This is a genomic window from Nonomuraea sp. ZG12, assembly GCF_052068115.1.
Classification (GTDB): Bacteria; Actinomycetota; Actinomycetes; order Streptosporangiales; family Streptosporangiaceae; genus Nonomuraea.
The window spans coordinates 1-6,259 of record NZ_JBQHCW010000064.1 but is presented as its reverse complement, the minus strand read 5'-3'; the positions used below and the strand labels follow the sequence as shown (position 1 = coordinate 6,259).

At 67.2% G+C, this 6,259-nt stretch carries 4 protein-coding genes and 1 pseudogene; all 5 read left to right on the top strand.

Features of this window, described 5'->3' with window-relative positions; translation table 11 throughout:
• Positions 1-2,962 (top strand): non-ribosomal peptide synthetase (locus ACTMTF_RS49175; protein WP_441117003.1); only part of this gene is annotated, 2,962 nt, incomplete at its 5' end.
• Positions 2,955-3,167 (top strand): MbtH family protein, encoded by a 213-nt coding sequence (locus ACTMTF_RS49170; protein WP_441117002.1) that lies wholly within the window; start codon positions 2,955-2,957, stop codon positions 3,165-3,167. The genes ACTMTF_RS49175 and ACTMTF_RS49170, both read left to right, overlap by 8 nt.
• Positions 3,168-3,211: 44 nt before the next feature.
• Complete coding sequence (locus tag ACTMTF_RS49165) at positions 3,212-4,414, top strand: cytochrome P450 (RefSeq protein WP_441117001.1); 1,203 nt, start codon at positions 3,212-3,214, stop codon at positions 4,412-4,414.
• Between the two features lie 33 nt (positions 4,415-4,447).
• Positions 4,448-6,028 (top strand): MFS transporter, encoded by a 1,581-nt coding sequence (locus ACTMTF_RS49160; protein ID WP_441117000.1) that lies wholly within the window; start codon positions 4,448-4,450, stop codon positions 6,026-6,028.
• Between the two features lie 73 nt (positions 6,029-6,101).
• A pseudogene (locus ACTMTF_RS49155) lies at positions 6,102-6,259 on the top strand (citramalate synthase); the annotation flags it as partial.

The window sequence follows — 6,259 nt, the reverse complement described above, 5'->3', positions numbered from 1 at the left end:
CGACCGGCTGGTCGAGGAACTCAACCCCACCCGCTCACTGGGCCTGCACCCCCTGGCCCAGGTCATGCTGGCCTACCGCACTGTCATCGAGGCCGGCGCCGACTTCGGGGATCTTCACACCCGCGCCCGGCCGGTCCATCCGGGTACGGCCAAGTTCGACCTCACCGTGGAACTGGTCGAGCACTTCGATGCCGATCACCGCGCCAATGGCCTCCTCGGCCATCTCGAATACAACACCGACCTGTTCACCCGTCAGACCGCCCAAGCGTTCACCGAGCGCCTTCACCACCTCCTGCAAATGGTGGTGGCCGACACCGACCAGCCGATCACCGACCTCACGCTGCTGACCGACGATGAACGGCACCACCTGCTCAGCATCGGCACCGGCCACCCCAACCACCCCAGCACCTCCATCGTCCAGGCCTTCACCGAACAAGCGCACAAGACCCCCGACGCGATCGCACTGTCCGGCGAGGGAACCGAATGGTCGTACGCCGAACTGAACGCGCACGCCGACGAACTGGCCGCCCGGCTGATCGCGGCCGGGGTCGGCAGCGAGACGCCGGTGGCGATGTTGATGGAGCGTTCGCCGCAGGTGATCGTGGCTTCCTTGGCGGTGCTCAAGGCCGGCGGGGTTTATGTGCCGCTGCATCCGAGTTTCCCCGCTGAGCGCATGCGCTGGGTGCTCGACCACACCGGCGCTCCGCTTCTGCTCACCGACCTGGTCATGCGGGAGCGGGCGGCCGAACTCGACGTGCCCTTGATGCTGGTCGACGCTCGGGAGCAGCGCACCGAGCCGGTTCCGGTCCTCAAGGCCGCGCGTGTCGATCAGCTGGCTTACGTGATGTTCACCTCGGGCTCGACCGGCGCTCCGAAGGGGGTGGCCGTCACTCACGCCGATGTGGTCGCCCTCGCCGCGGACCGGGCTTGGCATGATGGTGCACACGAGCGGGTGCTGATGCATTCGCCGCACGCGTTCGACGCTTCCACCTATGAGATCTGGGTGCCGCTGCTCAACGGCGGTACGGTGGTGGTGGCGCCACCGGGTCCTGCTGAGCCCGCTCAACTGGCCGACACCATCGCCGAACACCGCATCACGGCTGCGTTCGTGACCACTGCGCTGTTCAACACGCTCATCGACGACGAGCCGCGTGGCCTGGACACGCTCACCGAGATCTGGACGGGTGGCGAGTTCGTCTCGGCCGCCACCATGCGCGCCGCGGCGCGCGTACTGCCCGGCACCCGCATTGTGCACGTCTACGGGCCGACCGAGACCACCACCTTCGCCACCTGTCACCCGCTCCAGTCCGCTGTCCCCGAACAGGCACGCAACGTCCCCATCGGCCGCCCCATGGACGGACTGCGAGCGTACGTGCTGGACGAGCGGCTGCGGCTGGCGCCACCCGGCGTCGCAGGAGAGCTGTACCTGGCAGGGTCGGGGCTGGCCCGTGGCTACTGGGACCGTCCAGATCTGACCGCCGAACGCTTCATCGCCGACCCCTTCGGCGGCTCCGGTCAGCGTATGTATCGCACGGGGGATTTGGTGCGGTGGACCGGGGAGGGGGAGTTGGAGTTCCTCGGGCGCACCGACGACCAGGTCAAGATCCGTGGTTTCCGCATCGAACTCGGCGAGATCGAAGCCGCCCTCGACCAACTGCCCGGCATCGCCCAATCCACCGTCATCGTCCGCGAAGACGACACGCGCGGCAAACAGCTCATCGGCTACGTCGTCCCGGCCCCCGGCCACCGTCCCACCAGCGCCGAGCTCCGTGCCGAGCTCGCCGCCCACCTGCCGGCGTTCATGGTGCCGGCTGCGATCGTGGTGTTGGAGGCGTTCCCCCTCACCCCGAACGGAAAGGTCGACCGAACAGCCCTGCCCGCCCCCGTCTACGCCACCACAGGACACAACGCCGCCCGCACCCCCGCCGAAGAGATCCTCGCCGGCCTCTTCGCCGAGGTCCTGCACCTGCCGGCCGTCGACATCCAGGACAACTTCTTCGACCTCGGCGGCCACTCCCTCCTGGCCACCCGCCTGATCAGCCGCGTCCGTGACGTCATGGGAACCGAGCTGACCGTCCGCGACCTGTTCGAGAGCCCCACCGTGGCCACGCTGGCCAAGGCGGTCACCACTGCGGGCAGCCAGCGGAACCCCTTCGACGTCCTGTTGCCCCTGCGCCCGTCAGGCCAGCTCCCGCCCTTGTTCTGCGTCCACCCCGGCATGGGGTTCGCCTGGTCCTATTCGAGCCTCCTGGGTCCCATCGACAGTTCTCGCCCGCTGTACGCGATCCAGGCCCGCAGTCTGACCGACCCGCGGTTGTCCCCGCCGAGCGTGGAGGCCATGGCGCGTGACTATGTGGCCCAGATCAGAAGCGTGCAGCCGTCCGGCCCCTACCACCTCCTCGGCTGGTCCTTCGGCGGCCTGGTCGCGTACGCGATGGCGACGGAACTGTCCCAGCAGGGCGAGACAGTGGCACTGCTGGCGATCCTCGACTCCTACCCCGGCAGCGAATACCACATCGACGCGGGCAGAGTGCCGGAGAACGAGGCGCTCGCGCTGATCCTGGACGACCTCGGCCGCCCGATCCCAGAAGAGGAAAGGCCGGCCATGGATCGCGGCAGGTTCATGGAGATCGTGAACACCGAAGTGGATTCCCTGCGATTCCTCGGCCACGACCAGATCTCGAACCTCATCGACACCTGGATCAACAACATCGAGCTGGTCCGTACGTTCACCCCCGCCAGGTATGACGGCGACCTGCTCTTCTTCGTGGCCACCGAGGGCCGGCACGCGGATTCGCCGACGGTGGCCGGCTGGGTCCCCTACATCGACGGCCAGGTCATGGACGTGGAGATCGGCTGTCGGCACGGGGCGATGATGCAGCCCGGCCCGGCCGCCGAGATCGGCCAGGTCGTTTCCCAGGAACTGGAGAGAACCCGAGGAAAGGAGGCCTTCCGTGGCTAATCCGCTCGATGACGAGAACGCCGAATACCTGGTCCTGCGCAACAGCGAAGGACAACATTCCCTGTGGCCGGCGTTCGCGGACGTGCCGCACGGCTGGGAGGTGGTCAAGGAAAAGGACGGCCGTAGCGCGTGCATCGACTACATCAATGAGCACTGGACGGATCTGAGACCGCTTTCGCTGGTCGCGCAGTTGGCCCGCGACTGACGACCTGCCGGAGAAAGCAAGAAATCCATCTGAGGAGAAAAGAAATGTCGATCGACCAGCAGCCCCTGATGGACTTCCCGGTGCGCCGGGAGAACCCGCTGGAGCCTCCGAGCACGTACGCCCGGCTGCGCGACAATGAGCCGGTTTCCAAGGTTCGCCTGCCGGACGGCAGCACCTGCTGGATCGTCACGCGTTTCGATGACGTCCGCACAGTGCTCACCGACAGGCGGTTCAGCGCGGACAGCAGGAAGCCCGGTTTCCCCATTCTCATGCCGCACCGGCATCTGATGCAGAAAGTACGCATGATGAACCGGCTCGACCTGCCGGAGCACACCGCGTACCGCAGGCTGTTCGTCAAGCCGTTCACCTCGGGTGCCATCGAGAACATGCGGCCGGCCATCCGGGGCCACGTCAACGAACTCCTCGCCGACCTGGAGAAGCAGCAGCAGCCGGCGAACCTGGTGACGAACTTCTCGATGCCGGTGCCGGCCCGGATCATCTGTGACATGCTCGGCGTGCCGTACGACGACCAGGGGTTTCTCCAGAAATTCAGCCAAGTGCTGACGAATCGGACGACGAAGGTCGACGAAGTGAAGGGCGCGCTGGACGCGTTGTTCGACTACGTGGACCGGCGCCTGCTCGAAGAGGAGCGCAATCCCGGCGACGGCCTGCTGGGCAAGCTCGTCACCAACAACGCCGAGACCAAGGCGCTGACCCATGACGAGATGGTGGCCACGGTGGTGGTGTTGCTCGTGGACGGCTACGAGACCACCTCGAACATGATCACACTCGGCGTCCTGATGCTGTTCAAGTACCCCGACCAGATGGAGGAGTTGCGTACCAACAGGAAAATCATTCCCAGCGCGGTCGCGGAGATGCTGCGTTACCTGTCCATCTCCGATATCGGAGTCGCCCGGGTGGCCGACGAGGATGTCGAATTAGGCGGCGGCCACATCAAGGCCGGCGACGGCGTCATGACGCTCATCGCCGCCGCCAACCACGATGACACGGCCTATCCCGAAGCCGCGAAATTCGACGTCACGCGCAACCCCCGCAACCATCTCACCTTCGGCCACGGCATTCACCAGTGCCTGGGCCAGCACCTCGTCACGATCGAGCTGGAAGTCGTCTTCGAAACACTCATCGATCGGCTGCCCACCATCCGGCCCGCGGTGCCTTTCGACGAGATCTCGTTCAAGCATGATGCCGGTCTTTATGGCGTATGGGACCTTCCCGTCGCCTGGTAAAGGCCCGCCCCCAGAAAATCAGGAGTGAAATCGGTGTCCGAAAAAGGGCAGAAGCCCAAGGAAACGTCACAGGAGAGAACGGACGCCCCTGAGGCTGCCGACCGGCCCAACCCGCAACGATGGTGGGTGCTGGCCGTCCTGTGCCTTGTGGTCACCGTGGTGGAGGTCGACGCGACGGTCGTCAACGTCGCGTTGCCGTCGATCGCGGCGGACCTGAACGCCACCAGCAGCGACCTCGCCTGGATCAGCGACGCGTACATCCTCACCTTCGCCGCCTGCATGCTCATCGGCGGGCGGCTCGGTGACCAGTACGGGCACAAGCGCCTGCTCCAGGTCAGCCTGCTGATCTTCGGCGTCGCGTCGCTCCTGTGCGTGTTGGCCACGACGACGGGGCAGCTGCTCGCCTGGCGGGCGCTGCTCGGCCTGGGCGGGGCCGGGATCCTCCCGGCCTCGCTCGCCCTGGTCACGGTCAGCTTCCCCAAGGAGGAGCGGCCCAAGGCGTTCGGCATCTGGAGCGCCATGACCGTGCTCGGCCTTCCGCTCGGTCCCGTGCTGGGCGGCTGGCTGCTGAACCACTTCTGGTGGGGGTCGGTCTTCCTCATCAACATCCCGCTGGTCCTGATCACGATGATCAGCGCGCAGTTGCTGATCAAGCGGCAGCCGGCGGCCGGCGGGCGCGGGCTCGACGTGCCGGGCGTGCTGTTGTCCGCGCTCGGCACCGGGACGCTGCTGTTCGCCATCATCGAAGGCCCACGGCTGGGCTGGGCATCCCCGGGCACCATCGTCTCGGCGGTGGTGGGCGTGGTGCTGCTGTCCGCGTTCCTGGCCTGGCAGCGTACGGCCGCCGCGCCGGTGCTCGACCTCGGGCTGCTGCGCGTACGCACGTTCGTGGTCGGCTCGATGGCGGCGGCGCTCAGCTTCTTCGTCTTCACCGGCATCATGTTCGTGCTGACGCAGTACCTACAGGGCGTCCTGGAGTACACGCCGCTGAACGCCGGGCTCGGCCTGGTGCCGCTCGCGCTGCTGTTCACCCTGGCCAGCCTGGTCGCGGGCCCGATGGCGACCAAGATCGGCAGCCGGGGTGTCATCGCGGTCGGGCTCATCCTGATCGGGGCGGGCATGTTCATCCTGGCCGCGGCCGACACGCTCACCACGTACCCGCTGGTGGGGGCGAGCCTGAGCTTCACGGGGCTCGGCGCGGGTCTCACGGTGGGGCAGGCCATCGCCACCAGCCTCAGCCAGGTGCCGCCGGCCCTGGCCGGCGTGGGGAGCGCGGCCGGCAACTCGGCCAGGCAGATCGGCGGCGCGCTCGGCGTGGCCGTCCTGGGCAGCGTGCTGGCCTCGGTGTACGCGAACAACGTGCTCGCCGGCCTGGGCGGCTACCCGGCGAACGTGGCGGAGCTGTCGTCGGAGTCGGTGAACGCCCTGACCCAGGCCGCCGCGATGGTCGGCCCGGCCGAGGTGGAAAGGCTGCTGGAGATCGGCCGCACCGCGTTCGTCGACGGCATGCACGTCAGCATGATCGTCGGCGGCCTCCTGGCGGTCCTGAGCGCGGTCGTGGTGTTCGCCTCGCTTCCCAAGGGCAACCTGGCACGCGGAGAAGAACTCGTATGACGCCGTCACGGGCGGGGCGCGGTCCATCAGGGGACACCTGACGGGATCGCCATGACCTGGTGAGGAGTGTTGGATGGCCGACGACCGGTTCCACGTATATGACACGACGCTGCGTGACGGAGCGCAACAGGAGGGGCTCAACCTCACCGTTGCCGACAAGCTCGCCGTCGCGCGCCATCTGGACGGGCTGGGCGTCGGTTTCATCGAAGGGGGCTGGCCGGGCGCCAACCC

Coding starts and splice junctions, on each gene's coding strand:
- ACTMTF_RS49165 (WP_441117001.1), top strand. CDS start 3,212: ATGTCGATCGACCAGCAGCCCCTGATGGACTTCCCGGTGCGCCGGGAG.